Here is a 25,901-nt window from a genome sequence, read left to right as displayed (position 1 = left end):
TTTATTCTCGGGCTTTAGCGGATAAAACAAAGATGATTTTTATTTGTTTCTGTCAATGGGTTTAGATCGGTCTTTTTGCGTTAAATTTTTTAAGTGCTTTTGGGGACTGGCCCGACCCTTGCCGCTTCTGTATTGTACCAGTATTCACATTCTGTTTGGTCACTGCTTTTGTTGTTTTTGATTATAACTATTCACATTAATAAGTGCAATAGTTCACATGTATGTTGTTAAATTAAAATAATTCAGACAATTGGGACTGGACCGGCAATGTAGCATATAAAAGGTCTTTTGTCATTATGCTTAATTGACATCACAGGGGTTAAAGGATATATTTCTTTTAGATGATGACCGGCCCGGGGGGACAGGTATTTTCCTGAAACCTCCGGGCCGGGAATGACGCTTTAAAGTTATTGATGCAGGGTTGTTTCATATATTACCAAAAGTTAAGGGTAAATAGTCTGACTTTTTGGAGGAATTACATTGACAAAAGGCGAATTAAGAAAGGATGTTTTAAAACGAAGGGCAGCCATGATACCGGAGGAAGTGGCGGAAAAAAGCAGCACCATAGTAAATAAGTTAATATCTCTGGAAGAGTGGCGGCGGGCGGGCACAATAATGGCCTACGTGGATTTCCGCAACGAGGTCCGGATGGGAGAGCTCATTCGCCATTGCCTGGCCGTCGGGAAGAGGATTGCCGTCCCCATTACCGATATAGCCGGCAAGGTTCTTACCCCTTCGGAGATACTTCATTATCCGGAGGATCTGGTTCCCGGCGCCTGGGGAATATTGGAGCCGGCTCCCGGCTGCGTGCGTCCGCTGGAACCGGGGGAGCTGGATATGGTGGTTGTGCCCGGAGTTGCCTTTGATTTGAACGGGGACCGGCTGGGCTACGGCGGGGGTTTTTATGATCGCTTTTTACCCAGGACCAAACCGGGAACAGTGTTCCTGGCCCCGGCTTTTGAGCTGCAGATAATGGAGAATGTATACCCCGGACCCCATGACTGCCCGGTGCACATACTGGTTACGGAACAAAGGGTATTAAGGTTTTAGTTGATTAACATTTGATAGTCCGCGGGGGTAAAGGACTTGTAAATTTCGGCTGTCTCACCAAGGGCAGCCGTTTCCCGGCCTTTGCGGGCTTTCAGTTATGTATAAACGGGAGAGAATTGAGAGGAGGGTTTAATTTGTCTTGCACATGCGGTCACAGTGACGAATCGGCAAAACAGGAGGCGTTGCTAACAGCGCTGGACAAGTACAAAACAGTGAAAGGCGCCCTGATACCCCTTTTGCAGGAGGCCCAGGAGATTTACGGCTACCTGCCCAAAGAGGTTATGCAGCAGATTTCAAAAAGCCTGGGCGTTCCGTTCAGCAAAACATTCGGAGTGGTAACCTTTTATGCGCAGTTTCACCTGAAGCCCAGGGGGCGCAACATTATTCGCGTGTGCCAGGGAACCGCCTGCCACGTGCGGGGCGCCTCAAAGGTATTCGACGGGGTGTCCAAAAAGCTTGGCGTGGAGAAAAACGGCACCACCGAAGACCTGCGTTATACCCTGGAAACGGTGGCATGCCTTGGCGCCTGCGGACTGGCCCCGGTGATGATGGTGAACGACGATACCCACGGGCGCCTCACCCCGGACAAGGCGGTATCCACCCTTGAAAAGTACGAGTAGGAAGGAGGCCGCGTGATGAATAATTTAATGGACAAATGCTGTGACAAATGCACCCACGAACCGGCTGCTCCCTGTAAGGATTATATAAAATGCCGCAAAGAAGGCCCCATTTGCCACCAGGACGAGGCCTGCAAACAGAAAAGAGCGGATTTTCTGGCAGCCATCCATCTGCCGGAACAAAGCGCGAAGAGGAATGTGCTGATTTGCGCCGGCACCGGTTGCGTATCCTCAGGCTCGCCGAAACTCAGAAAGAAACTGGAAGAGGAACTGGCGGCCAATGGCCTTGCGGATAAGGTGACAATCACCACCACCGGCTGTCACGGTTTCTGTGAACAGGGCCCGCTTATGATTGTGGAGCCGCATAAAACTTTTTACACCAGGGTCACCGAGGACGACGTGGCTGAAATAGTGGCCAGTGACCTGGTCAAGGGGGAAACGGTGGAGAGGCTGCTGTACAAGGACCCCAACACCGGGGAAGCGGCCAAAACTTACGAAACCGTTCCTTTTTACGCCCGCCAGCAGCGCCTGGTGCTGCACAACTGCGGGCATATCAACCCGGAGGATATTTCAGAATACATTGCCAATGACGGTTACAGCGGGTTTGCCAGGGCGCTTTTGGAACTGACACCGGACCAGGTGGTTGAAGAGGTAAAAACATCCGGCCTGCGGGGCAGGGGCGGCGGCGGTTTCCCCACCGGCATGAAATGGGGTTTTGTCCGCCAGGCCCAGGGTGACAAAAAATATGTGGTCTGCAACGCCGACGAGGGCGACCCCGGCGCGTTCATGGACCGCAGTGTGCTGGAGGGCGACCCCCACGCGGTGCTGGAAGGTATGATGATTTGCGGTTACGCCGTGGGTGCCGACGAGGGTTACCTTTACGTGCGGGCGGAATACCCGCTGGCCATACAGCGCTTGAAAATAGCCATTGCCCAGGCCGAGGAGAAGGGCATTCTGGGCGATAACATATTGAATTCAGGCTTTAATTTCCATCTTAAAATAAAAGCCGGCGCCGGTGCCTTCGTATGCGGGGAAGAGACCGCGCTGCTGACATCCATCGAGGGCAACCGGGGCATGCCCAGGGTAAGGCCTCCCTTCCCGGCCCAGAGCGGTTTATGGGGCAAGCCCACCTGTCTGAACAACGTGGAAACCTTTGCCAATGTGCCGCAAATTTTACGCAACAGCGGCGCCTGGTACGCTTCCATGGGCACCGAGAAGAGCAAGGGCACCAAAATATTCGCCCTCACCGGCAAGGTGAACAACACCGGGCTGGTGGAGGTTCCCATGGGTATCAGCATGAGGGACATCATCTTTGCCATCGGCGGCGGCATTCAGGACGGCAAAAAGTTCAAGGCCGTGCAGATAGGCGGTCCCTCCGGCGGCTGTCTGCCCGATGAGCTGCTGGATCTCCCGGTGGACTACGACTCCCTTATCTCCGCAGGGGCCATGATGGGTTCCGGCGGGCTGGTGGTTATGGACGAGACAACCTGCATGGTGGATGTGGCCAGGTTCTTCCTTACCTTCACCCAGTCCGAATCCTGCGGCAAGTGCACCCCCTGCCGGGAAGGCACCACCCGGATGCTGGAGATTCTCACCCGCATCTGCAACGGGGAAGGAAAGATGGAGGATATCGACACCCTGGAAAGACTGGGCCGGGTGGTTAAAAATACCGCCCTGTGCGGTCTGGGCCAGACCTGTCCCAATCCCATTCTATCCACCCTGCGCTATTTTAAAGACGAGTACATTGCCCACATACAGGACAAGCGCTGCCCGGCCGGGGCCTGCTCCGCCCTGCTGACCTACGTCATCGATCCGGAGAAATGCAAAGGCTGCGGCAAGTGTCTCAGGAGCTGTCCGGCGGGTGCCATTACCGGGGAGAAAAAGCAGCCCCACGTCATTGATGCGGCCAAATGCATCAAATGCGGAAGCTGCCTGATGGGCTGTAAATTTGAAGCCATTATCAAGGCTTAATCAGGGAGGTGTATGTAAGTGGCCAATGTTACCCTGACCATAAACGGGGTTAAAGTAACGGTGCAAAAGGGAACCACCGTACTGGACGCGGCGGCGGAAGCGGGATTTTTTATTCCCACCTTTTGTCACGCGCCAGAGCTGACCGGTTTCGGAGCCTGCCGCATTTGCGTGGTGGAAATTCAGGGCATGCGCAATTTGCCTGCCTCCTGTGTCACCGAAGCCACCGAGGGCATGGTGGTGCAGACCGAATCGCCGGCGGTGGTGGAAGCCCGCAAAACAATACTGGAACTGATCCTGGCCAACCATCCCCAGGATTGCCTGACCTGTGAAAAGAACGGGGACTGCCGTTTGCAGGATTATGCCTTCCGCTACGGCGTCAAGGGGCCTGGATTTGAGGGACAGCGGCATTCCTACGCTATTGAAGACAGCAATCCCTACATCATCAGGGATTTGAATAAATGCATATTGTGCGGCAGGTGCGTGCGCACTTGCGCCCAGGTGAAGGAGCGGGCCGTGGTGGACTATGCTTATCGCGGCTTCAATACTAAAATAGCCGCTCCCATGGACGTTCCCCTGGGTGAATCGGATTGCGTTTATTGCGGCCGCTGCGTGGCCGTATGCCCGGTTGGCGCCCTTACCTATAAGCGGCTGTCCGGACAGGGGCGGGTTTGGGAATTGGAGAAAAAACCTGTTACCTGTACCTTTTGCGACAGCGGCTGCCAGTTTGATTTAATTTCCAAGGGCCAAAAGGTTATCGGTGTGGCCGCCAGGGCGCCGGGACCGGGACGGCCCCTGTGCCTCAAGGGACGTTTGGGCCTGGAGCTTATGTACTGTGACCAGCCCGGGACACCGCAGCTGAAGAAGGATGGAGAGTTCGTGGGGGTTACCTGGCCGGAGGCCCTGGGACTCCAGGGCGTGCTGGAAAAGCTCAAGAAAATAGAAGGTTAAAAAAGAAAGTTATAAAATCCGTTGATATAAAGAGCCAAATGTTGATATTTGGCTCTTTATTAAATTTTTGGCGCTGTGTTTTGCGGGGAATAACGACTACCGGGAATTCTTTTGAAAAATCTTAAGTGGACCGGTGTTATGCCAGGTTTGCAAAAAAGGAGGCCTTTTATATTGGCTGAAGTAACATTAACCATAAATGGCCGTCAGGTGACTGTACCCCAGGGGAGCACCGTACTGGAAGCGGCCAAAAAGCTGGATATATTTATTCCAACCCTGTGTTATGATCCGGAATTAACCATAGATGGGTCTTGCCGCATGTGCGTGGTGGAGATTAAAGGAGCAAGAGCACTGATGATTTCCTGCGCCACCGCCGCCACCGGGGGCATGGTGGTGGAGACTGAATCCCCCGCCGTGGTGGAGGCGAGAAAGACAATACTGGAGCTTCTGCTGGCCAATCACCCCATGGACTGTCTTACCTGCGCCAGAAGCGGAGACTGCCGTTTACAGGATTATGCCTACAGGTACGGGGTGAAGGAGGGCGGCTTCAAGGGCGCCGTGCACCAGTACCAAATTGAAGATGATAATCCCTTTATTGTCAGGGATATGAACAAATGCATCCTGTGCGGCAAATGCGTCCGGGCCTGCGCCCAGATACAGGGCAAATCAGTGGTGGACTACTCCTACCGGGGCTTTAATACCAAAGTCGCCCCGGCCATGGATACCACCCTGGCCGGATCAGACTGTGTATTTTGCGGCAACTGCGTGGCAGTATGCCCGGTGGGCGCGCTGCAGGAAAAGGGCCTTAGAGCCAAAGCCCGCACCTGGGAGGTTGAAAAGGTCCGCACCACGTGCCCCTATTGCGGCACAGGCTGCAATTTCGATCTAAACGTCAAGGACGGCAAGGTGGTGGGGGTCACCTCCTGTGACGGAGACGTGAACGGCCGGGCGCTGTGCGTCAAGGGACGTTTCGGATATGGCTTTATCCACCACCCCGACAGGCTGAAAAAACCTCTGATTAAAAAGGACGGCCGGTTCGTGGAGGCGTCCTGGGAGCAGGCTATAAATCTGGTGGCGGAAAAGCTTGGGGCGATTAAGTCCGGCTTTGGCCCCGAAGCACTGGCGGTACTTAGCTCCGCCCGCTGCACCAACGAGGAGAATTATCTGTTTAGCAAATTTACCCGGGCGGTGCTCGGCACCAACAATATCGACCACTGCGCCCGTCTCTGACACGCTCCCACAGTCGCCGGTCTGGCGACTGCATTCGGCAGCGGAGCAATGACCAACCCCATCAAAGATGTGGCCGGGGCTGATTTTATACTGGCCATAGGCACCAATACCACCGAATCCCACCCCATTATCGGGCTGCAGGTAAAGAAAGCCGTGCGGGGAGGTTCGACCCTGGTGGTGGCGGACCCCCGGAAGACCGAGGTGGCCGAGCTGGCTCACACTCATCTGCAGATTAAATCCGGTTCCGATATAGCTCTGCTGAACGGACTGGCCGGCGTTATAATTTCCGAGGGGCTTTACAACAAGGAATTCGTTAAGGAAAGAACGGAAGATTTTGAGGTATTCAGGGCAGCCGTGGAGAAATATACCCCGGAGTATGTTGAGGAGCTGACAGGCATACCGGCGGATAAACTCAGGGAAGTTGCCCGGGGCTACGCCGGGGCGGAAAACGCCACCATACTTTACACCATGGGCATAACCCAGCACATCTGCGGCACCCATAATGTTTTTGCCGTGGCCAACCTGGCCATGCTCTGCGGTCACATCGGCAAGCCTTACAGCGGGGTAAACCCTCTGCGGGGCCAGAACAACGTGCAGGGCGCCTGTGATATGGGAGCCCTTCCGGCAGTATTAACCGGCTACCAGGGAGTGGGTCTGGACGATGTCAGGGCTAAATTCGCTTCGGCCTGGGGTCTGGAAAGCCTTCCCGCCAAACCGGGCCTTACCGTGGGAGAGATGCTGGAAGGAGCGTCCCGCGGACAGATTAAAGGAATGTATATAATGGGCGAGAATCCGGTTCTTTCCGACCCGGACGCCGGCCATGTGATACATGCTTTGGAAAAACTGGACTTTCTGGTGGTGCAGGACATTTTCCTCTCGGAAACCGCCCAGCTGGCGGATGTGGTGCTGCCGGCAGCCAGCTTCGCCGAAAAGGACGGCACCTTCTCCAACACCGAGCGGCGGGTGCAGCGGGTGCGCAAGGCCATTGAGCCCGTGGGGGAGGCCAGGCCGGACTGGAGAATTATCTGCGATGTGGCAACCGCCATGGGCTATCCCATGAGCTACGAATCCCCGGCGGAAATAATGAGGGAAATTGCTTCCCTTACCCCGTCCTACGCGGGCATATCTTATCCTCGCCTGGAGCAGGGAGGCATTCAGTGGCCCTGCCCCACCGCCGACCATCCGGGTACCCCGGTATTGCACGTGGGTAAATTTTCCCGGGGGTTGGGCAAGTTCAGCCCGGTGGAATACGTGCCCCCGGCGGAATTGCCCGACCAGCAGTATCCCCTGGTGCTGAGCACCGGACGCAGGCATTTCCACTATCATACCGGCACCATGACCATGCGCACAGGGGCGCTGGAAGTGCACTACGGCACGGAGTACCTGGAGATTAACGCCTCGGACGCCGCAAAAATGGGTTTGGCGGAGGGCGACAGGGTCAGGGTATCTTCCCGCCGGGGCAGCGTGGAACTTAGCGCCAGAATTACCGATGTGGTTCCCGAAGGGCTGGTGTTTACCTCCTTCCATTTCCCGGAGGTGGCCATCAACAAGCTTACCAACCCTGCCAGGGACGGTATCTCCAAGATACCCGAGCTGAAGGTTTGCGCAGTGAAAGTGGAGAAAACAGCATAAATAGCCTGTAACAGCAGCTGCCCCGGAGTTAAACCGGGGCAGTTGCTGTTTTGGGAGCGGCGAGGTTTTCCAGCCGGTTCAATATGGAAAACATTATTTCATTTTGCTTTTCGATGTGCTTGATCCCTGAAATTATTTCTTCCGGTGTTTGTATATAGCTGTCTTTTGCCAACTCATCCGAACAGTTATTAAGCAGTGCCTCAACGCTGGATGGGGAGCTTTCCAGGTGGAACTGCAGCCCGATCACCCTTTTATTGTATTCAAAGGCCTGGTTCCCGCAGGCCTCGCTTTTCGCGGTGCAAACCGCTCCGGGGGGAGTGTCGAAGGTATCCCCGTGCCAGTGGAAAGCGGTGAACCGTTCCGGCAGGGTGCCGAACACCGCGGTGTTTTTGGCTTCCGGGGTGAGGGTAACGGGGTGCCAGCCTATTTCCCGGTGCTTATTTTTATATACCCTGCCTCCCAGCACGTCGGCCATAAGCTGAGCCCCCAGGCAGATTCCCAGCACGCATTTTTCAGCGGCCACGGCCTTTTCTATAAATTTCTTTTCAGCAGTCAGCCAGGGAAATTTATCCTCTTCGTATATATTCATGGGCCCGCCCATGATCACCAGCAGGTCAAAAGCGGTTTCCGGTCCTGGCCTTTCACCCGCAAAAAATTTTGTCCCGGATAATTCGTGCCCCCGGCCTTTTATCCAAAGGCCAATATTTGCCATGTCCTCAAAGGGTACATGCTGTAAATAATGAATTCTCATTTTATTCTCCCGGTGTTTAAAATTTCTTTTATTTTAACAAACAATTCACCGCCTGGGTAGCAGGTTTCCGGGGTCCGGCGCCGGGGAATTAAATAGAAAAAATTGTCGCGTTGTTGCGTGTTTTGTGAATTATTAAAGTGTTTTAAGATATTAAGCTTGTATAAAAATTAAAAAAATTCTAAAATGAATATATGAAGTTTACCTATAATCAACCTGGAGAGTCGGCCTAAATGTTTATCATTTTATGAATGAGCAATCAATCAGTTACTTGCCCGCCGATAATCCCAGGCCGTTTTATATAAGCAGTCCTTTGCAAAATAATAAATATAATGAGAGAGAGGGACGTATATGCAAAGTGAAAAATTGTGGTTGAAAAACTATCCTCAGGGTGTTGCGGCGGAACTGGACTACCCGGAAGAAACCATGCCCCAGCTGCTGGAAAAGGTGGCGGCCGCTTTTCCCGGGAGGACGGCAGTGATTTTTGCCCAACTGGAAATACCTTACGCCATGCTCAATGTTATGGTGGACAAAATGGCCACCGCTTTTTACAACCTCGGCGTCAGAAAGGGAGACCGGGTTGCCCTGATGGCACCCAACTGCCCCCAGTACATAGTGGGCTTTTTCGCCGTTCAAAAAGCCGGGGGGATCGTGGTGCAGGTCAATCCCATGTACGTGGAAAGAGAGCTGGAACACATACTTAACGATTCCGGGGCGGAAATTATTGTTGCCTTCGACCAGTTCTATCCCAGGATTAAAAATGTAAGGGAGCTTACCCCTCTTAAACACGTAATTCTTTTCAGCCTGGGGCAGCCCGCGGCGGAAGGGGAGGCGGAAGTGCTCAAAGCCGAGGAGCTTCTGGCCTCCACCGAGGCGAACCCTCCTAAAATTGATTTTGACGTGGTGAATGACCTGGCGGTGCTTCAATACACCGGCGGGACCACCGGGGTTTCCAAGGGCGCCATGCTGACCCACCGTAACATAGTGGCCAACGCGCTTCAGGTAACCCAGTGGTTTCAGGGCTGCAAATACGGGGAAGAAGTGGTTTTGTCCGTGCTGCCCTTTTTCCACTCTTACGGCATGACCACCTGCGTGAATTTCGGAATAGCCAATGCCGCCACCCTGGTGGTGCTGCCCAGGTTTGAAATTGAATCCCTGCTTCAAACCATTGACAAATATAAGCCCACGTTGTTCCCCGGGGTGCCCACCATGTATATCGCGGTGAACAACCATCCGGAGATAGGCAAATATGATGTAAAATCAATCAAATATTGCATAAGCGGCTCGGCCCCCCTGCCGGTGGAAGTTTCCCAGAAGTTCGAGGCGCTGACCGGCGGCTGCCTGGTTGAGGGGTACGGTCTTTCCGAAACCTCTCCGGTGACCCACTGCAATCCCATGATCGGAGTGCGCAAAGCGGGAAGCATCGGTATGCCGCTGTCCAACACCGTTTGTAAAATTATGGATCTGGAAATGGGGCAAAAGGAATTGCCGCCCGGGGAAATTGGGGAGTTGTGCATCAGCGGGCCCCAGGTAATGAAGGGCTACTGGAACATGCCGGAGGAATCGGGCAAAACCCTGGTGAACGGGTGGCTGTATACCGGGGATATAGCCAAGATGGATGAAGACGGGTATTTCTATATTGTGGACCGCAAAAAAGACATGGTTATTGCCGGGGGGTTCAACATTTATCCCAGGGATGTGGAAGAGGTTTTGTTTGAACATCCCAAGGTTCAGGAGGCTGTGGTGGCCGGGGTGCCCGATCCCTACCGGGGTGAGACCGTGAAGGCTTTTATAGTCTTGAAGGAGGGCATGGAGTCCACCGAGCAGGAGATGATTGATTTCTGCCGGGGCAAGCTGGCCGCCTATAAGGTGCCCAAACTGGTGGAATTCCGCAAGGAGCTGCCAAAAACCATTGTGGGTAAGGTATTGCGCCGCTTCCTGAGGGAAGAGGAGGTTAAAAAACAACAGGGTAATTAAGGTAAAGAGTCCCCCGCCATGGAGGGCTGCTGACAAATACCTGAAACTTAGGTTATAGAGAGAAGGGCGTCTGGTAAACCACTGTATTTAACGGGTTATCAGACGCCTTTTTGTTTTAAACGTATTTTTTTCAACAGGTTCATGAAGGATCGTTCCCGGCCCGGGCCAGTCTTTTTCCGGCCCGGTACACTTCCTCCAGGGCCGCCGGATTGTTGTATATATCGCCTATTTTATCCGTCAGGGGATAGCAAAAGCTGCCGTTCCATCCGATGTCAAGCATTTTAAAGAAATACCGGGCCACCCTGATTGCCCCGTCAAATACACCCTTTAAATCCGTTCCCGCGGCGGATATGTAAATCCCCCCCCGGGCGGGCCGGAGATGGGGATCCTTAATCACCGGCTGTCCCAAAATATAGCGGCTGGCCCAGAATCGCTGGCTCCTGTCCACCAGGCTTTTGGCCTGGGCGTTCATGCCCATGGAAAAAATAGGAGCGGCCAGTATTATCCTATCCGCTTTAATAATTTTGTCAAATATGTCCCCCGCACCGTCTTTTATAACGCACAGGCCATTATTAAAACAGCCGTCGCAGGCCCTGCAGGGTGAGACGCTGTAATCCGCAAGTCTTACCAGCTCCGTGGCTGCCCCGGCGGACGAGGCTCCGGCCAGAGCCCTTTCCAGTAGCACGGTGGTGTTCCCTGTAGCCCTGGGGCTGCAGGACAAACCCAAACATTTTATGTCACCCATTATAAACACCTGGCCCAATATTGATTAAATGAATGAAGTATCTTTTCTCTATTTAAGCTTTTAATTCCTTTTGCAGATTTAATTATGCCCGGGTTTAATCCCGTTGTTCCACCGGGGGCTGTCTGTTTCCCGGGCTGTGGCGCTCAATTTCCGTTGAATTAATTAATTTGACTGCTTTCCGGTAACGGTGGTAGAATAAATGAAATAAATTATTCCGGAACAAGTTATTCTGCCCGGGGCAGAATATAAAATGGAAGCCGGTTAAAGTCCGGCGCGGTCCCGCCACTGTAAGAGGGAGTCCGACTGCACAATGCCACTGGATAAAACCGGGAAGGCGCGGTTTGGACCAGGATCTCAAGCCAGTAGACTTGCTTGTTCCAAAAGCGCCATGTACCCACGTGGATGGGGATGTACGCAGGGCATTTTTTAGCCGCGTAATATTAACCCCCGCAGGTGTGCGGGGGTTGGTTTATTTAAAATTCCAATATAAAATGTTGGCGGCTTCGCCCCGAGGGGAGGGGCCCAAGCGGAGTGCCTTGCTGAATTTATGGGGAGTGAACTTAAAAGGAATCGTTACTTTAAGTTCGCCATGAGCCTGAAAAAGCACTAACCGGCCGTTTCAGATGCCCTTTAATGTTTTTAAACGGGTGTTTGGAAGGCTTTTTTATTCACCAGTAGGCTGGGAGACGGTTATTCATGTTTCAGATTGATTATTACGCTTATTCCAACCGGATGGTTTCCATTCATCCGGCGGAAAAATTCTTATTTTCTTTTATAACCATGCTCATCTGCCTAGCCATCAATTCCTATGCCGTTTCCCTGGCGGTGATATTGTTAATGACCGGGGCGGTGGTCTTGCGGGCGGGAATACCCTGGGGACTTTACCTGAAATTAATGGCTTTGCCGGCGGCTTTTTTGCTGGTGGGTGTGGCCGCCATAGCCCTGTCGGTTTCATTTTCCGGACAGGCTGCGGGGACATTTTGGGGTTTTTCCCTGGCCGGAGTCAGTGTTGGTGTAAGTGCGGGGGGTCTGGCCCTGGCCGGAAAAATATTTTTAAAATCCCTGGCGGCTGCTTGCTGCCTGTATTTTCTTGCTCTTACCACACCCATGGTGGACATTATCTCGCTGCTCAGGAAGATAAAGGCTCCTTCGCTGTTCATGGAACTTATGGGCCTGGTTTACCGCTTTATATTTGTTATGGCCGAAACGGCGGAGAAAATATATACTTCACAGTCCTCCCGGCTGGGGTACGTGAATTTGAACAGGGGATACCATTCCCTGGGCCAGCTTGTTTCCAACCTGTTCGTTAAATCCTACCACCGGTCCAAAATGCTGTTCATAGCGCTCACTTCCAGGTGCTACAACGGGGAAATAACGGTTTTGGAAAGAAACTACAGTTTATCGCCGGGGAATATTGCCGTTATACTTTTATTGGATACCGGCCTGGTTCTCTTCGGGATATGGGAAAAATGGGGCGGACCGGCGGCCTGATGCAAGTGAGCCAAGGACGGATTCTTTCAGGCTGTTAGCCAGATAATACTCGGAGGTGCTGTTTTTGACGGAAATTATTATGGAGGCCAGGGATGTTGTGCACCAGTATCCCGACGGCACCAGGGCTTTGAATAATATAACCCTTTCCCTGGAGAAAGGGAAAAAAATAGCTTTTCTGGGACCCAACGGGGCGGGAAAATCCACCCTGTTTTTGCACTTTAACGGCATACTAAAGCCGGCCCGGGGTAAAATCATTTTCAGGGGCAGGGAAATCCGGTACGATCACTCATCCCTGACGGAACTCCGCAAAAATGTGGGCATTGTTTTTCAGGATCCGGAAATACAGCTTTTTTCAGCCAGTGTTTATCAGGAAATATCATTCGGGCCTTTAAATATGGGGCTTTCCCGGGAAGAGGTGCGACGCCGGGTTGACCGGGCAATGGAAATTACCGGGGTCACCGGATTAAAAAACAAGGCCACCCACTACCTCAGTTACGGCCAGAAGAAGAGGGTCTCCATCGCGGACATACTGGCCATGAATCCGCAAGTGATAATATTTGACGAGCCCACTTCCGGGCTGGACCCAAAACTGACAGGTCAAATTATGGAATTATTCGACGGGTTTAGCCGGGAGGGCAAAACGGTTATACTGTCCACTCACGACGTAAACGCCGCCTACTCCTGGGCCGACCACGTCATCGTGATCAAGGACGGCTCCGTGGCCGGGGAAGGGGAGCCGGAAGATATTTTTCAGGATGACGGACTTTTAGCCGCCGCTGATTTGGATAAGCCCTGGCTGGTGGATGTTTACCGGCAGTTGCGAAGCAGGGGCCTGGTTGCGGAGGGCTGCGGCGTGCCCAGAACCAGGGAAAAACTGTTTGGCCTGATAAGGAATATTTAACTTTCCCGCCAGGAAGTCCCGCAACTTTAGGCCTTCCTTACTGGTGAAGCGGGAGCGAAGGGTGGGATAGTTCACCTCACAGCATATCCCCTATATAATCCAGTATGTCCAGCGCCCTGAGTATTCCCACAGCCTTTTTGTCCCGGAAAACCGGAATCAGATTTACGTTTTGGGTCATCATCAATTCTATTGCCCTGGTTACCGTGTCATTATCCTGCAAGAAGGCTTTAACCAGCGGACGGGCGGCCTGACCGACCCTGGTGATGGTGTATTGTTCCAGGGGGGTTTTGTGATAGAAGAAAGCCCAGGACATGGTATACAGTTCAGTGTTTTCGTAAATCATCCTGTTTCTTTTGATGGTATTGAGTATGTCCCGCACCGTCAGTATGGACACCAGCCGTTCTTCGCCGCCCACCTTTTTATCTTTGCTGAAAACCATTAGTGAGCGGTGTTCCTTGCCCCTGGAAAGGTGGTTTTTCAGAATTATAATGGCTTCTTTAAGGCTGAGGTCTTCGTAAACCACTGGATATTCCGAAATGGGGACCATTAAATCCTTAACAATTTTCGTTTCCGGCATATGGCAGACCCTCCTGGTTTAAAAATATAATACTCTTGCCCCGAAGTGCTGGATTAAAATACTTCTTTTTATATTATTCGGCAATTGCCGGAGAAAGTTTCATTTAGCCGACATGTCTTCAGAAAAAATGCTCCCCGCGGACCGGAGAGCATTTTTGGTGTTTTTAGGAAGGAAAGCGCCATATAATTACATTTTTACCATATTCCTTACTGTTCCCGTTAAAGTAAGCATCGGAATCCCTGTTGGGGTCTTCGTCTGCCGTACGGGCAGTTTCAGCGCCGCCGGCATCCGCCTCTGCCCCGGCATAACCGGTTTCCAGAATGATTACCTCTTCCGTAAGCTGCTGTTCGCCTTCCGTATCGACGGCCTCTTCCCCTGTTTCCTCCCCGGCATCTGTATTTTCAGGGCCTTCACCCTCATTTTCACCCGCGGCTTCCCAGGATTCCTCCGGATACTCCGCCGTTTCTCCGGGTGTATCTTTAATAGTCTCAAATGTTTCTTCAATAGACTCAAATACTTCTTCCGTTAATTCGGCAGGTGTTTTTGCCGCTTCAGTTGTTGCTTCATCCCCGGGCAAACCGAAGCCGGCTGTTTCCTCTCCGGCCGCTTTATCAACAATCTCCTGGGATTTTTCAAAATCAGCCCCCGTGGTATTTTCCTCCGCCAAATCCATGGTTAATTCCATGGCTTCTTCGTGGGGCGGCCCGGCCGGACTGTCGGCCGGTTCCATTGTGATATTTTCCTCTTCCGCTATGACCACGTCCTGCCATGGAGCCGGGTCCTTTTCCGCTTCCTCCCCGGTTTCCCCGGGGGGAACCGCTGCCTCCGCCATTTCCGTTTCAGCAGCAGCCGTTTCTCCGGCTGGTTCAGGGGCAATTGCGGCAGTGTCCGGGCCTGCGTCCCCGGCAGACGAATCCGGAGTGTTCTGGGTTTCTGGAGAGGATTCCGGCGGCGGGGCCTGTAAATCTTCAACATCCTGCTGGCTGTTCTCTTCATGTCCCAGAATCCTGTACACTTTTCCACTGGTTAAAGCCGTCAGTTCCCTGAGAGTATGGTCCGGCACAGTGTCGCTGTTTCCCCATACGTAAAGGTTTACCCTTCTTCGCCTGGCTATCTCTCTGCGTGTCGCATCCGGTACGGCGCCGTCTGCGGGCACCAGCAGCACCGGAAGCTGAAGGCCTTTCCAGCTTTCATCGTCACTGTTCAGGGTTGTAAATGAAACAATAAGCAAATCGGAAAATGGATTTCTATAGAATGCCCTCTCGGCTGCTTTAAAGTACATTTCTTTTTCCGAAAGAATTCCCAACAGTTTCAGCCCCCTTCTACGGGTGAATATTTTACTATTAATGTATGCAAATAGGTAAATAAATAGTTAATAAATGTATATTCTGCAAAGGACTATATTATTAAACATTTTGGGGAGAATGCCATGGTCTTTTTGAAAATAATTTGCCGGTGAACAAAAAAGTATTGCCTAAACAGTTATGTTGCAATATTCTAAATTTATACACTGGTCCAACCACCCGGCAGCTTATGAGACAAAAATTTTTTAGGGAGTGCGAGGATGATTAACACCTATTTTAGACATTTGAAAAAACGCTCGCTTTATGAGGATGTGGCCAGCCAGATACTGAATTTAATCCTGGAGGAAAAATTCAAAACCGGCGACAGGCTGCCCGGAGAGAGGGAAATGGCCGAGACTCTGGGGGTAAACAGGGGCACCCTGAGGGAGGCGCTTAGGGTTTTGGAATTTATGCGGGTAATAGAAAAAAGGGTGGGGGAGGGTGTTTTTGTCAGTGCCGGTGCGGGCGGTTTCGGCGTGGAAACCGTTATATTCCGCTTTATGTCCGAAGACGGGCTGGACGCTGCCGCCCTTACCGGAGCCCATGAGGCGGTTACCCGTATTGAGGGAGTGATGGCGGAACTGGCGGCCCAGAGGATTTCCGAGGGGGAGCTGGAGGAAATCGGCGGATTGCAGCGGCTGCTGGAAGAGGCGGTGGAAACCGGGGAACATTTTACAGCCCTGGATAAGGAGTTTCACCTGCTGCTGGGCAGGGCCGCCAAGAGCCCGGTTCTGCTCAGCGTGGCGACCACCATGTGGGTTATCATGGAGCGTTACGCCATGGTGCTGTTCGGGCTCAGGGAAAACAGGGATAAATGTATTGCGGACCACGGGAAGATTATAGAAGCCCTGGCCGCGGGAAAGCCGGCGGATTCCCGCCGTATTACCGAGGAGCATTTCCTTTGGGCCCGCCGGGCTCTTTTTGAAGAGGAAGAAAATAGGGAGCTATAAAAAGCTGGGAGGTATGAGAGTATGAATACTGTTCCGGAGTATCAGCACTTTATCGACGGCAGGTGGACGGCCGGCGAGTCGGGGGAAATGACCGGGGTGATCAACCCGGCCAACCGGGAGGTGGTGGCCAGGGTGGCCCTGGGGACCCGGGGTGATGTGGACCAAGCGGTTCTTTCCGCCCGCCGGGCTTTTGAATCCGGTGTCTGGTCGGGCAAGTCCGTTGAGGAGCGGGCGGGGATTTTAAACAATATGGCTCTCCTGGTGATGGTCAACAAGGATAAGCTGGCCGGTTTGGAATCTTTATGTTCGGGAGGCACCATTCGCCGCACCTCCACCGTGGACATAGCCGAGGTGGCCGCATCCCTGGTGATGACGGCCATGTTTATAAAGGAAATGCCCCGGGTGGAGCACGGCCTTTGCCTGCCCTGGGTATTGCCCATGCACAGCTACTGGAAAAGAGAGCCCATTGGCGTCTGTGCCGGTATAACACCCTGGAACTTTCCCATGATCCTGGCCGCCTGGAAATTTGCCCCGGCCCTGGCCATGGGCAACAGCATAGTGCTAAAACCGGCCGGCATTACACCGCTGACCGCCCTGGAACTGGCTAATCTGGCGCACATGGCGGGAGTCCCCGCAGGTGTGTTCAACGTGGTAACCGGCCCCGGTCCGCTGGTGGGAAACCACCTGGCGGCCCATCCCGAAGTGGATAAGATATCCTTTACCGGTTCCACCGAAGTGGGGCGCCAGGTTGCCCACCTGGCCGCGGACGGTATTAAAAGGATAACCATGGAGCTTGGCGGAAAGTCGCCTTTAATCATACTGGATGATACGGATATGGAAGTGGCCGTCAATATCAGCCTGTACGCCTTTCTTTTTAATTCCGGCCAGGCCTGCGAGTCTGGAACCAGGGTATTCGTTCCCCGGCATTTACAGCAGGAACTGGTGGAACGAATGATTGAGAAGATAAAGAAGATGAAGACAGGCAATCAAATGGACCCTGCCACCGACCTGGGACCTATAGCCAGCGAGGCCCAGCTAAAAACAATCATCAATTATGTGGAGACGGGCAAAAGTGAGGGTGCGCAGCTGGTCTGGGGCGGCAGCAGGCTGTCCGGGCCGGAGTATGACAGGGGGTTCTTCTTTGAGCCCACCATTTTTATGAATTGTCACAACAAAATGACCATGGTCAGGGAGGAAATATTCGGCCCGGTGCAGTGTGTGATACCTTACGATGATCAGGAGGAAGCCGTTGCCATGGCCAATGACAGCGTTTATGGGCTCGGCGGGGGCATTTGCAGCACCAATGTGGCCAGGGCGCAAAAAATAGCGGCCAGGCTGCGCACCGGGACGGTCTGGATTAATACCTGGCACGCCTTAAGGCCGGACGCCCCCTTCGGCGGCTACAAGCAAAGCGGATTCGGGCGGGAAAACTGCTATCACGCCCTTTTGGCCTACAGTGAGGTTAAGCATGTCTGCCAGGATCTCACCCCGGAAGCGGGTGAAAAATTCTTCAACCCCTTGATCGGGCTTAAATAATTTTATTTTATAAAGAACGGGAGGGTATTGCATGGGAGCGCCTAAATATTTTGCCTGGGATTATCATACCTCGGTGGAGGTGGGCTCCGGCTGCCGCACTTTTGCCGCCCAGCGGTTTACGGAAATGGGCTGCCGCAGGGTCGCCCTGATAACGGATAAGGGGCTGGCGGAGGCCGGGATTGTGGACCAGATCAAGGATATTTTCGAGGTTCAGGGAAGTCCCGCCCTGGCAGGTGTTTACGACAGGATAGAGCCGGACGCGGTGAGCAGGGTTATTAACGATTGCGCCCGCTGGTACCGTGAGACAGCCGCCGACGGCATATTGGCCCTGGGCGGGGGCAGTGTGCTGGATTCGGCCAAGGGCGTCAAGCTCCTGCTGGGCATGAAGGCCACCGATATTAAGGAGCTGATACCGGGTAACCTGGGACCCTATTTAAAGCCCCTGGGCAAGCCGCTGGGTATTCCCCATGTGGCCATTCCCACCACCGCCGGCACGGGTTCCGAGGTCTCCCCCATAGCGGTTATATACAACGAGGAGCTAAGAATAAAAGCCAATATTCTGCATCCCTATATTCCCGCCGACGTAGCCCTGCTGGACCCGGATCTGACCCTGGGCCTTTCTCCAAAAATGACCGCGGATACAGGTTTCGACGCCCTTTGCCACGCCGTGGAGGGACTGGCTTCCCCCGGCGCCAACTGCATGATAGATGCCCTGGGTTTTCAGTCGGTTAGTCTGATTTTAAAAAATTTGCCGGCGGCGGTACGGGACGGCAATAACCTTGAAGCCCGCAGCAAAATGCTGGTGGCCAGCAACATGGCCATTATGAGCTTTGCCATGTCCGGATTGTTTTTTCCGGTGCACAATATCGCCCACGCCGTGGGCGGGCAGTTGAGAATATCTCACGGCGAGGCTAACGCGGTGCTGCTGCCGGTGGTGCTGAAGGAGTTTTCCCGCTATTATATTCCCAGGGCTGAGGAATTGGCCCGGGCCTTCGGGGTATATAAAGAGGGCGCGCCGCCGGAGAGCCTGCTGGTGGAGGTGGTGGAGGCAGTGCGGGAACTGCAGCAAAAGTGTGGTGTTAAACCTGTGTTTGACACAAAGATAACCGGTATGGGCCTGGAAAACCTTTTCTGGGCCGTCAAATTTGACCCTGCCGGGATTTTTTACCCGCTGCCCGATGATATTATAAAAAGCTGCCTGGGGTCGTGTTTTGAAAAGCAGTAGGCTGGCGCCGGCTGTTCTCATGGAAGTATGCCGGAGCCGGCTTTGGTGACGTATATGAATTTGATGCCTGAAAAATGAGGCAAAAGAAGGAACTGGACGTGGTGTCGAAGTAATCCCGGGATAAAAGGCGAATCGAAGCGGCTGTTTCAGCATGTGTTATTTGGCAAAAAAAGTCCGGTGTCAATCCGGGCTTTTTTAAATAAGCCGGGAAATTAAATTATGCTTTTGGTAAATCTGTGGATAACTTTTCAGAGCCGCCCGAAGGGCAATTTTGTTTTGCCGGCATGTTTTGCCTTTGCAGTATGCCCGGAAATTTTCTATGGAGACACCTTCCGGGTTAGGTTTTAAGATTTTGGGGTTTTCGAAAATATGAAATGGCCAGCAATATGGTGGGGATGATGTATTCAAAAACATAGGCAAAGGGAGGGAAGGGTTTTGTGATGTAATCCACCAGTTCCCCGGCGTTTGGCGCCACCTGGATGGACAGTGCCGCCAGGAGCACCCCCATGGGGAACACCAGCGGCCGGTAGTCCTTTAAATTGAAAAGCTGGGCCGCTCCCAGCACGGTGACGTAATAGAACAGCGATATTTTGCTGAACATTCCAATAACCCAGAGGGCGACCATCACGGATTCGATGCGCTCCAGGAAATTGGAGACGCTGACCATTCTTATCAGCGAAAAGGTGGGGAAGGTCAGCCTGGCCGTGGAGGGGCCGAATACTACCGTGTTGGCTATGGCGTCGGCGGTTAGTATGATTCCGATGAGAAACACGGAGATAAGGGCGCACCTTTTCCCTTTCCCGGGATTGGTCAAAAAGGGCAGGAACATGGCCAGCACTATTATTTCACCCCGCCAGGCGGTGGGGGCCAGGGAGGATTTGAGCACCGGGGGCATGCCGTTCTCTAGCACCGGGAACAGGTAACTGAAATCCATTTCGTTGAACGCCAGAAGCACCGATACAACAAAAAGGAAAACCAGAAACGGCCAGGTAACGGCCAATACCCTGGCCAGGACCTCCAGCCCTCCCCGTATGGCCCAGGCGCAGAGCAAAAGTATCACCGAGTGGAAAACTATCAGGGGAGTATTGGGCATTACCAGGCTGACCAGCAGCTCGCCGAATTCCCTGATTACAACGCCGCTGGTATGTAAAAAAAAGAAAAGGTAAAAAAGACCGGCCGCTTTTCCCGGCCAGGCGCTCAGTACGGATTGCAGATACTGGATCAGGGTCCGGCCGGGAAACCTTTTCCCCAAAGCGCCGATTACCAGGGCCAGGTAGATTCCCGGCAGGGTGGAAATCACCGGGGCCAGCCAGGAGTCCCGCCCGGCGTCCCGGGAGGTTATGGCCGGCAGGAATATTATTGCGGTGGCGCTAACTAAATTTGCCAGTAAAAAGACCGTCTGGGTGCATGATATTTTTCCCTTTTCCAGCATAACTGCGGATTCCCTGCCTCTTTTCGTCCGTGTGCGGTAAACAGCCTGAAGATAAATTGCCTCTCCGGCCGCGGTGTCGTTTACATACCCGGCGCGGCCCGGCAAGCATCCAATGGTATTTTTTGTTGCAAAAGCGAATATTATTAATCTTTGCTCCGGCGGCCCGCGCCGCCGGGTGAGCAAGCCGGGGATGGAAACCCGGAAACGTGATTGGTTTTTTAACAGCCCGGAATAAAAACTCCTTTTGTGTCGGATATTATAAGCGCAGCCAAAATTTTTCCTTCTTGGTAAAACCTTTGATATCTTAAACAGGGGGGCTTGCCCGGTGGTAACCCGGCTGTTAAAAAGGCTAGCGAGAAAACCGTCAAAGAAAAGAAACGCCGGGCAGGCAGCGAACGGCCATCAGCAGCCGGAGCCGGACCGGCGGGTATACCTTGACCGGGAGCTTAAACAGATGGCGGTAATGTCCCGCCTTGAGGATAACCTTAATTTAATGAAAAACATTTTCGGCCTGAATAATGACGTGGTGTTCCGGCATTTCCGGCTGGGGGCGGCGGAGCAGACCGGGGCGGCGGTTGTTTATGTGGACGGCATGACGGATAACGCCTCGTTTAACAACGATATAATGAAACCTTTGATGCTGGAGTCCCGCCAGGCCGGGTTCAGGCCCGCCCCGGGAAGCCTTCTGGAATGGCTGCAGAACTCCGCCATCCCGGTATCCAACGTGTTTGAAACCGGCAACATGGAGAATGTGGTGTCCAGCATGTTGTACGGGAATGTGATACTGTTCATCGACGGGCAGGATAAAGCCCTGGTTCTGGACATCAAGAACTGGAATTCCCGGCAGGTATCCGAACCGGATTCCGAGATCCTGGTGCGGGGGCCCCGGGAGGGGTTTGTGGAAACCCTTCGCACCAACACCAGCCTGATTCGCCGCCGGCTCAGGAGCCCCAATCTTATTCTGGAGAATATACATATCGGGCGGGTTTCCCATACCGGGGTTACCATTGCCTACATCCGGGGCATTGTGTCTCCGGATATGGTGGCCGAGGTGAAACGCCGGCTGCAGCGCATCAATATCGACGGTGTGCTGGAAAGCGGATATTTGGAGGAATTCATAGAGGATAATCCCTATTCGCCCTTTCCCCAGATAATCCATACCGAGCGGCCGGACAGGGTGGCTGCCTCCCTGCTGGAGGGGCGGGTGGCCATACTTACGGACGGCACACCGGTGGTACTGATCGTGCCGGTGGATATCACCGCTTTCATGAGTTCCGCCGAGGATTATTATGAACGTTACATGATGGGCACCATCATACTGTGGTTGAGATTTGTGGCCTTTGGCATATCTATTTTGCTGCCGTCCCTTTATATTGCCATCACCACCTTCCACCAGGAGATGATTCCCACCCGGCTGTTGATTACCCTGGCCGCCGCCCGGGAGGGGGTGCCCTTCCCGGCCCTGGTGGAGGCACTGTTAATGGAATTTACCTTTGAGGCCCTGAGGGAGGCCGGTGTGCGCCTGCCCCGGTCGGTGGGCCAGGCGGTAAGTATAGTGGGCGCCCTTGTTATCGGGCAGGCCGCCGTTCAGGCCGGTATCGTATCCCCGCTGATGGTGATAGTGGTGGCGGTTACCGGAATAGCTTCCTTTGCCAGCCCGGCCTTTAATTTCGGCCTTGCCCTGCGCCTGCTGCGCTTTCCCATGATGCTGCTGGCGGCCAGCCTGGGACTGTTCGGAGTGATGGTGGGTATATTGGCCATATTGATCCACCTGGCCGGGCTGCGCTCCTTCGGGGTACCCTACCTTTCCCCCCTGGCGCCCCTGCACCCCAGGGATCTCAAGGATGTGCTGATGCGGGTCCCCTGGTGGGCCATGGACGAACGCCCGGCTGAGACAGCCAAGCAGAACCGCCGGCGCCAGGCCCCGGGGCTTAAGCCTTCCGTTAAAAAACCCGGGGGTGAGCAGGGGGACCGGCAGGAATGAAAGGGAAGATGAAGGCAATAATAAAAATTTTTTTGTTGGGTTTGCTGCTTGCCGGTATTTTGATTACTCTTCCCTCCTGCTGGGACCACCGGGAGGTGGAGCAGCTGGGAATAGTTATGGCCACCGGGGTGGAGCCTGCCTCCGGGGGCAGGGTGCGAATAACCGTACAGACAGTGAACCCCGCCGCCCTGGGAAAGGGAGCCACCGGTACGGGCGGGGTAATTGCCGGGGGGGCCAAGCCCTATCGCAATAGAAGCATAGAGGGGGATACAATTTTCGAGGCCATCAGGGAATTGTCCCGGCAGTCGCCCCGCCAGCTTTTCTTTGCTCACAACCAGGTTATCATACTCTCCGAGAAACTGGCCCGGGAGCGGGGGGTTAAGGAGGTAATGGATTTTTTCGAGCGCAATCCCCAGATGCGGCGCACCACCTGGCTTTTGGTGAGTAATAGAGAAGTGGCCGAATTGCTGGACGTATCCGGCCGGCTGGAAGTAGCTCCGTCCCAGCGGATTTTCAATATTGTCAACGAGCGCTACCGCACTTCCGAATATGCGGTGCGGATGGTGGGAAATTTCCTGGAGCTGATGGAGAGCGAGAGCACACAACCCTTTACCGCCGTTATTGATATCATTCCGAATCAGGCCAGGCCGTCTGATTCCAGGCACAATTTTATATCCGAGGGGCAAACCCCCGAGCCGCACGAGAATTTAGAAATAAACGGCACCGCGGTCTTTCGGCGGGACAAAATGGCGGGCCGGCTGGATGAAAGGGAAAGCCGGGGCCTGCTGTGGGTCAGGGGGGAGGTTAAGGGAGGAGTTATTGAGATTCCGGCTCCCAAAAGTGAAAAAAAGTCCATCTCCCTGGAGATATTGCGTTCCAAGACAAAACTGGAGCCTGAGATCAGGGACGGGCAGATTTACATAAAAGTTAAAATTCAGGAAGAGAGCAACCTGGGGGAAACCATGGAAATGCTGGACCTGACCAAGCCGGAGGTGATTGAAGAACTGGAAGCTTTGCAGGCCCGGGAAATCCAAAAGGAAATAGAGTCCGCCCTGGCCAGAGCCCAGCAGGATTACGGGGTGGATGTATTCGGCTTCGGTGAGGCGGTGCACCGCAAATACCCCGGGCAGTGGAAGGAAATGAAAAAAATGTGGTCGGAACTGTTCCCCGGTGTGCAGGTGCAGATGGAGGTGGAGGCTAAAATTAGGCGCAGCGGACTGGTGTCCAAGCCGGTGGAACCGATGCAGCGCTGATGATGTTATATAAGGTAAGAAACTTTCTGGCCGGTGGTTATGCCTGCGTCAGCATTGTTATGGGGATGCCTTTGCCCGTGGCGCTGCTGGCCGGGGCTGCGGCCGCCAATTGGCTGCCATGGATAGCTGAATTTTGGGGGGGATACCGGTGCTTTTTCTGCTCAGTCTGATATTTATCGCAATTATTGCTTACGAGGCGCCAGGGTTGATAAGGCAAAAGATGTGGAGAGAACTGGCGGCCTTCGGTGTGCTGCTCATTATCGGCATGATTTACAGTTACGGCCAGGTGTTGGACCTGCCTTTACCCAATCCCACGAAGGGTATCGAGGCTGTTTTTAAGCCGGTCAGCGAATATCTGGAAAAAATTTTGTCCTGACCGGCCGTATTCCCAGTATTCCATAGTATCCCGCCTCTCTTAGGCCGACATTGCAGGAACCCCTGGTACTGCCCCCGGGGATTCTCATGCCGGCACTTTCCATGATTGTTTATAGCATTCATATGCGAGAAGTGGATTTCGCCGCCAGAATACGGATGCCCCATGCGTTTCCCACCGCCTTTGTCATTCCTCTGCTTTTGCTTATTGTGGCTGGTATCCGGGGCCTGGGTAAACAGAACCGGGATGTGATCTGAAAATGCCGGTTTTAAGCGGGCCGGCGGGATCTTTCTTAATTATCTGAAAAGAGAGGCCGGCCCCAATTTATGAGTTTTTTGGCAGGATTATAAAATCTCCTGGCGAAAAAACAGTATTTATCCGGCACCATCTGTTAATTTGTGTAAAAATTTATCTGGGGGTTGTAAGAATTGGACCACAAGGCGGAAAAAGTTATTCTTGACGCTGTGAGGGAGGCCGCCAAAGACGGCAGGCTGTCCTGTACCATGGCCAGAAAACTGGCTGAGGAGCTGAAAGTCACCCCGGCCAGTATAGGGAAAGCCTGCCACCAGTTGCAGATTAAAATTAAGGCCTGCGAACTGGGCTGTTTTTAAATGGATTGAGGAGAAGTGTAATGGCTGAATTATTCAAGGCGATAACCGTGGCTCAGGCCAGGGAAATGATAGGCCGCAATTTAAATTTACAACCCCCGGTAAAGCGGGTTTCTATTACTGAGGCGCTTGGTAAAAGGGTTGCCGGGGACATAACGGCGGAGGAGGACGTGCCCGGGTTTGATCGCTCAACCATGGACGGATTTGCGGTAATGGCCCGGGATACCTTCGGCGCCATGGAAAGTCTGCCTGCCTATCTGGACGTGGACGGAGAAATTTTCATGGGCAAGGAAGCTTCCCTGGCCATTGTGGGAGGAAGAACCTGGCGAGTACCCACCGGAGGAATGCTTCCCCCCGGGGCGGACGCAGTGGTGATGGTGGAGCACACCGAGGAATTGGACGGCCGTACCATAGGAGTTACCAGGCCTGTGGCGCCGGGGGAGAATATTGTCCGCCGGGGTGAGGATGTTTCAACGGGTAGTGTTGTTTTAGCCCGGGGTCATTCCATACGGCCCCAGGACATGGGGTTTCTTGCAGCGGCGGGAGTTCATTCCCTGGAGGTGGAGGAACCTTTAAGGGTAACCATTATATCCACCGGTGACGAAGTGGTGCCTCCTGAACGGTCCCCCGGGCCGGGTCAGGTGAGGGACGTCAATTCATATACCCTATACGGTATGGCCGGGCAATGCGGCGCATACCCGGTAATAGCCGGCATCATAAAGGATGACTTTCAGACTCTTAAAGAGGCCATGGAAAAGGCTCTGACCGGTTCGGATATGGTTTTGCTGTCCGGGGGAAGCTCGGTGGGAACCAGGGACGTTTCCTCCCGGGTGATAGAATCCCTGGGAAGGCCGGGGGTGCTTTTTCACGGCATATCCATAAAACCGGGCAAGCCCACCATAGGCGCGGTGGTGGACGGAAAACCGGTTTTCGGCCTGCCCGGCCACCCGGTTTCCGCCATGGTTGTGTTCGCTCTTCTGGTGGAGCCGCTGTTGAAAACGGGAAGGTATCCCCAAAATGAAAGAGAAAAGCGTTTGGAGTTCCCCCTCCCGGCTAAAATCAACAGAAACGTGCGCTCAGCTGCCGGACGGGAGGACTTTTTGCGGGTGGAGCTAAAGATGGAGCAAGGGGTGATGGTGGCTGAACCCGTGCTGGGTAAATCGGGATTGATAGGCACAATGGTAAGGGCCGAAGGGCTGGCGCGCATCCCCATTGAAAAAGAAGGAGTCGAAGCAGGCGAATATGTCCTGGTCAGGCCCTTCTAAACCCTGCCGGTATGTGGCGGTTCCGCCCCTGGTTCAAAGAGCTGACAA

General features: G+C 53.6%; 23 protein-coding genes and 1 riboswitch. Of the genes, 18 read left to right on the top strand and 5 right to left on the bottom strand.

The window, feature by feature from the left end:
- Positions 1-480: 480 nt before the first annotated feature.
- The 5 genes from DCCM_RS12835 (at position 481) to fdhF (ending at position 7,445) form a co-directional block, all read left to right on the top strand.
- Complete coding sequence (locus tag DCCM_RS12835; protein WP_104372789.1) at positions 481-1,050, top strand: 5-formyltetrahydrofolate cyclo-ligase; 570 nt, start codon at positions 481-483, stop codon at positions 1,048-1,050.
- 134 nt (positions 1,051-1,184) lie between these two features.
- Complete coding sequence (gene nuoE / locus DCCM_RS12830; RefSeq protein WP_104372788.1) at positions 1,185-1,670, top strand: NADH-quinone oxidoreductase subunit NuoE; 486 nt, start codon at positions 1,185-1,187, stop codon at positions 1,668-1,670.
- A gap of 15 nt (positions 1,671-1,685) precedes the next feature.
- Positions 1,686-3,638, top strand: coding sequence for an NADH-quinone oxidoreductase subunit NuoF (nuoF, locus tag DCCM_RS12825; protein WP_104372787.1), 1,953 nt, complete (start codon positions 1,686-1,688; stop codon positions 3,636-3,638).
- A gap of 18 nt (positions 3,639-3,656) precedes the next feature.
- Positions 3,657-4,586, top strand: a complete 930-nt coding sequence (locus tag DCCM_RS12820; protein ID WP_104372786.1) for an NADH-quinone oxidoreductase subunit G — start codon at positions 3,657-3,659, stop codon at positions 4,584-4,586.
- Between the two features lie 171 nt (positions 4,587-4,757).
- Positions 4,758-7,445, top strand: coding sequence for a formate dehydrogenase subunit alpha (fdhF, locus tag DCCM_RS12815; RefSeq protein ID WP_207655597.1), 2,688 nt, complete (start codon positions 4,758-4,760; stop codon positions 7,443-7,445).
- 28 nt (positions 7,446-7,473) lie between these two features.
- Here fdhF and DCCM_RS12810 read toward each other — a convergent pair whose 3' ends face one another.
- Positions 7,474-8,196 (bottom strand): type 1 glutamine amidotransferase, encoded by a 723-nt coding sequence (locus tag DCCM_RS12810; protein ID WP_104372784.1) that lies wholly within the window; start codon positions 8,194-8,196, stop codon positions 7,474-7,476.
- Positions 8,197-8,544: 348 nt separating this feature from the next.
- Between DCCM_RS12810 and DCCM_RS12805 the strand changes: the two genes are divergently transcribed.
- On the top strand, positions 8,545-10,170 hold the full coding sequence (locus DCCM_RS12805) for a long-chain-fatty-acid--CoA ligase (protein WP_104372783.1): 1,626 nt from the start codon (positions 8,545-8,547) through the stop codon (positions 10,168-10,170).
- Between the two features lie 139 nt (positions 10,171-10,309).
- Here DCCM_RS12805 and DCCM_RS12800 read toward each other — a convergent pair whose 3' ends face one another.
- Positions 10,310-10,915: a flavodoxin family protein gene (locus tag DCCM_RS12800; RefSeq protein WP_104372782.1), complete on the bottom strand. Its 606-nt coding sequence runs from the start codon at positions 10,913-10,915 to the stop codon at positions 10,310-10,312.
- A 204-nt stretch (positions 10,916-11,119) separates the two neighbouring features.
- A riboswitch (cobalamin riboswitch) is annotated at positions 11,120-11,305 on the top strand.
- A 306-nt stretch (positions 11,306-11,611) separates the two neighbouring features.
- Here DCCM_RS12800 and cbiQ point away from each other — a divergent pair.
- Together cbiQ and DCCM_RS12790 are read left to right on the top strand one after the other, a co-directional pair.
- Entirely contained in the window at positions 11,612-12,406 is a 795-nt protein-coding gene (gene cbiQ / locus DCCM_RS12795; RefSeq protein ID WP_104372781.1) for a cobalt ECF transporter T component CbiQ, read from the top strand.
- A 55-nt stretch (positions 12,407-12,461) separates the two neighbouring features.
- A complete protein-coding gene (locus DCCM_RS12790; RefSeq protein ID WP_307718817.1) occupies positions 12,462-13,307 on the top strand; it encodes an energy-coupling factor ABC transporter ATP-binding protein in 846 nt (281 codons plus the stop codon).
- 76 nt (positions 13,308-13,383) lie between these two features.
- On the opposite strand, the gene DCCM_RS12785 is transcribed toward DCCM_RS12790, so the two are convergent.
- Complete coding sequence (locus DCCM_RS12785; protein ID WP_104372779.1) at positions 13,384-13,884, bottom strand: CBS domain-containing protein; 501 nt, start codon at positions 13,882-13,884, stop codon at positions 13,384-13,386.
- 163 nt (positions 13,885-14,047) lie between these two features.
- Entirely contained in the window at positions 14,048-15,190 is a 1,143-nt protein-coding gene (locus DCCM_RS12780; RefSeq protein WP_104372778.1) for a hypothetical protein, read from the bottom strand.
- 258 nt (positions 15,191-15,448) lie between these two features.
- Here DCCM_RS12780 and DCCM_RS12775 point away from each other — a divergent pair, with 258 nt between their 5' ends.
- From DCCM_RS12775 to DCCM_RS12765, 3 genes are read left to right on the top strand one after another with little or no spacing between them, the layout of a single operon-like run.
- Positions 15,449-16,177 (top strand): FadR/GntR family transcriptional regulator, encoded by a 729-nt coding sequence (locus DCCM_RS12775; RefSeq protein ID WP_104372777.1) that lies wholly within the window; start codon positions 15,449-15,451, stop codon positions 16,175-16,177.
- 21 nt (positions 16,178-16,198) lie between these two features.
- Positions 16,199-17,713: an aldehyde dehydrogenase family protein gene (locus tag DCCM_RS12770; RefSeq protein ID WP_104372776.1), complete on the top strand. Its 1,515-nt coding sequence runs from the start codon at positions 16,199-16,201 to the stop codon at positions 17,711-17,713.
- A 31-nt stretch (positions 17,714-17,744) separates the two neighbouring features.
- Positions 17,745-18,938, top strand: coding sequence for an iron-containing alcohol dehydrogenase (locus tag DCCM_RS12765; protein ID WP_104372775.1), 1,194 nt, complete (start codon positions 17,745-17,747; stop codon positions 18,936-18,938).
- Positions 18,939-19,275: 337 nt separating this feature from the next.
- Here the strand turns inward: DCCM_RS12765 and DCCM_RS12760 are convergent, their stop codons facing one another.
- The gene (locus DCCM_RS12760) at positions 19,276-20,475 is read right to left on the bottom strand and encodes a GerAB/ArcD/ProY family transporter (protein ID WP_128739148.1); all 1,200 of its coding nucleotides are present in this window, start codon (positions 20,473-20,475) and stop codon (positions 19,276-19,278) included.
- 220 nt (positions 20,476-20,695) lie between these two features.
- Here DCCM_RS12760 and DCCM_RS12755 point away from each other — a divergent pair, with 220 nt between their 5' ends.
- From DCCM_RS12755 to DCCM_RS12735, 7 genes are all read left to right on the top strand, one after another.
- The gene (locus DCCM_RS12755) at positions 20,696-22,354 is read left to right on the top strand and encodes a spore germination protein (RefSeq protein ID WP_104372773.1); all 1,659 of its coding nucleotides are present in this window, start codon (positions 20,696-20,698) and stop codon (positions 22,352-22,354) included.
- Positions 22,351-23,607, top strand: coding sequence for a Ger(x)C family spore germination protein (locus tag DCCM_RS12750; RefSeq protein ID WP_104372772.1), 1,257 nt, complete (start codon positions 22,351-22,353; stop codon positions 23,605-23,607). The genes DCCM_RS12755 and DCCM_RS12750 overlap by 4 nt, the downstream gene beginning before the upstream one ends.
- Complete coding sequence (locus DCCM_RS18695) at positions 23,607-23,777, top strand: hypothetical protein (RefSeq protein ID WP_165792148.1); 171 nt, start codon at positions 23,607-23,609, stop codon at positions 23,775-23,777. Before DCCM_RS12750 ends, DCCM_RS18695 begins: the two co-directional genes overlap by 1 nt.
- Positions 23,756-23,983: a hypothetical protein gene (locus tag DCCM_RS12745; RefSeq protein WP_104372771.1), complete on the top strand. Its 228-nt coding sequence runs from the start codon at positions 23,756-23,758 to the stop codon at positions 23,981-23,983. The genes DCCM_RS18695 and DCCM_RS12745 overlap by 22 nt, the downstream gene beginning before the upstream one ends.
- A 101-nt stretch (positions 23,984-24,084) precedes the next feature.
- Positions 24,085-24,237: a hypothetical protein gene (locus DCCM_RS18690; RefSeq protein ID WP_165792147.1), complete on the top strand. Its 153-nt coding sequence runs from the start codon at positions 24,085-24,087 to the stop codon at positions 24,235-24,237.
- A 171-nt stretch (positions 24,238-24,408) separates the two neighbouring features.
- Positions 24,409-24,591, top strand: a complete 183-nt coding sequence (locus tag DCCM_RS12740; protein WP_104372770.1) for a hypothetical protein — start codon at positions 24,409-24,411, stop codon at positions 24,589-24,591.
- 20 nt (positions 24,592-24,611) lie between these two features.
- Positions 24,612-25,853 carry a molybdopterin molybdotransferase MoeA gene (locus DCCM_RS12735; protein ID WP_104372769.1) on the top strand — a complete coding sequence of 414 codons (1,242 nt, stop codon included), beginning with the start codon at positions 24,612-24,614 and terminating at the stop codon, positions 25,851-25,853.
- The last annotated feature ends 48 nt before the right edge of the window (positions 25,854-25,901 follow it).

The organism is Desulfocucumis palustris (assembly GCF_002933875.1).
Lineage (GTDB): Bacteria > Bacillota > Desulfotomaculia > Desulfotomaculales > Desulfocucumaceae > Desulfocucumis > Desulfocucumis palustris.
This window is presented reverse-complemented; position numbering and strand designations above follow the sequence as displayed.

Bases quoted from the DNA above. Each gene is read 5' to 3' on its own strand.
- DCCM_RS12750 (WP_104372772.1), top strand. From the start codon at position 22,351: ATGAAAGGGAAGATGAAGGCAATAATAAAAATTTTTTTGTTGGGTTTG.
- DCCM_RS18690 (WP_165792147.1), top strand. From the start codon at position 24,085: ATGATTGTTTATAGCATTCATATGCGAGAAGTGGATTTCGCCGCCAGA.
- DCCM_RS12805 (WP_104372783.1), top strand. From the start codon at position 8,545: ATGCAAAGTGAAAAATTGTGGTTGAAAAACTATCCTCAGGGTGTTGCG.
- DCCM_RS12800 (WP_104372782.1), bottom strand. From the start codon at position 10,915: ATGGGTGACATAAAATGTTTGGGTTTGTCCTGCAGCCCCAGGGCTACA.
- DCCM_RS12770 (WP_104372776.1), top strand. From the start codon at position 16,199: ATGAATACTGTTCCGGAGTATCAGCACTTTATCGACGGCAGGTGGACG.
- nuoF (WP_104372787.1), top strand. From the start codon at position 1,686: ATGAATAATTTAATGGACAAATGCTGTGACAAATGCACCCACGAACCG.
- DCCM_RS18695 (WP_165792148.1), top strand. From the start codon at position 23,607: ATGATGTTATATAAGGTAAGAAACTTTCTGGCCGGTGGTTATGCCTGC.
- DCCM_RS12810 (WP_104372784.1), bottom strand. From the start codon at position 8,196: ATGAGAATTCATTATTTACAGCATGTACCCTTTGAGGACATGGCAAAT.
- DCCM_RS12765 (WP_104372775.1), top strand. From the start codon at position 17,745: ATGGGAGCGCCTAAATATTTTGCCTGGGATTATCATACCTCGGTGGAG.
- DCCM_RS12785 (WP_104372779.1), bottom strand. From the start codon at position 13,884: ATGCCGGAAACGAAAATTGTTAAGGATTTAATGGTCCCCATTTCGGAA.
- DCCM_RS12775 (WP_104372777.1), top strand. From the start codon at position 15,449: ATGATTAACACCTATTTTAGACATTTGAAAAAACGCTCGCTTTATGAG.
- cbiQ (WP_104372781.1), top strand. From the start codon at position 11,612: ATGTTTCAGATTGATTATTACGCTTATTCCAACCGGATGGTTTCCATT.
- DCCM_RS12735 (WP_104372769.1), top strand. From the start codon at position 24,612: ATGGCTGAATTATTCAAGGCGATAACCGTGGCTCAGGCCAGGGAAATG.